This is a genomic window from Oleiphilus sp. HI0061 (assembly GCF_001635675.1).
Map to the genome: position 1 here is coordinate 1 of NZ_LWFE01000328.1, position 1146 is coordinate 1146.

General features: G+C 43.1%; 1 protein-coding gene. It reads right to left on the reverse strand.

The features are described from left to right. Positions 1–40 precede the first annotated feature (40 nt). Positions 41–1051 (reverse strand): ketol-acid reductoisomerase, encoded by a 1011-nt coding sequence (gene ilvC / locus A3735_RS04245; protein ID WP_068637642.1) that lies wholly within the window; start codon positions 1049–1051, stop codon positions 41–43. Positions 1052–1146 lie beyond the last annotated feature (95 nt).

Genomic DNA, 1146 nt, shown 5'->3' on the forward strand with positions numbered 1-1146 from the left:
CAGAGAGCCGCCTTATCTTACCTGCAAAAACAACTAATGTTTAGTTTTTGCTCTTATCAACAATCTTGTTAATCCATGGCATCATCTTACGAAGCTCACCACCAACCTGCTCGATTGGGTGCGCAGCATTGTTACGACGGTACGCAGTCATTGAAGGATAGTTTGTTGCACCCTCTGAAATGAACATTTTCGCATACTCACCATTCTGAATACGCTTAAGCGCATTACGCATCGCTGCACGAGACTCTTCGTTAATAACTTCTGGGCCCGTTACATACTCGCCGTANTCAGCATTGTTTGAGATTGAGTAGTTCATATTGGCGATACCGCCTTCATACATAAGGTCTACGATCAACTTCAATTCATGCAAACATTCGAAGTAAGCCATTTCAGGCGCATAACCCGCTTCAGTAAGCGTTTCAAAACCCATCTTAACCAACTCAACAGCACCACCACAAAGAACAGCCTGCTCACCGAACAAGTCAGTTTCAGTTTCATCTTTGAAAGTTGTTTCGATAATGCCCGTACGACCACCACCTACACCTGAAGCGTAAGATAGCGCAACATCTTTAGCCTTACCCGTTGCATCCTGATAGATAGCGATTAAGTCTGGAATACCACCGCCCTTCACAAATTCTGAACGAACCGTGTGGCCCGGCGCTTTTGGAGCGATCATGATAACATCAAGATCGGCACGAGGCACAACCTGGTTATAATGAATAGCAAAACCATGAGCAAATGCTAGAGTAGCACCCTGCTTAATGTTTGGCTCAATTTCTTCTTTGTACAAAACAGACTGAAACTCATCTGGAGTCAAAATCATTACTACATCAGCACCAGAGACAGCCTCAGCAACCGGCTTAACAGTCAAACCATGCGCTTCCGCTTTCGCTACAGAAGAAGAATTTGCACGTAGACCAACCGTTACATCAACACCAGAATCTTTCAAGTTACAGGCATGAGCATGACCTTGCGAACCATAACCAATAATTGAAACTTTCTTACCTTTAATGATCGATAGATCACAATCTTTATCGTAATAAACCTGCATGACAATCCTCTACTTTTCTCTTGTCGAAATAAATCGACGCTTAATTAAAATTTTACTAAACAACACGCTATAGACTTAGCACTTTCTCGCCACGC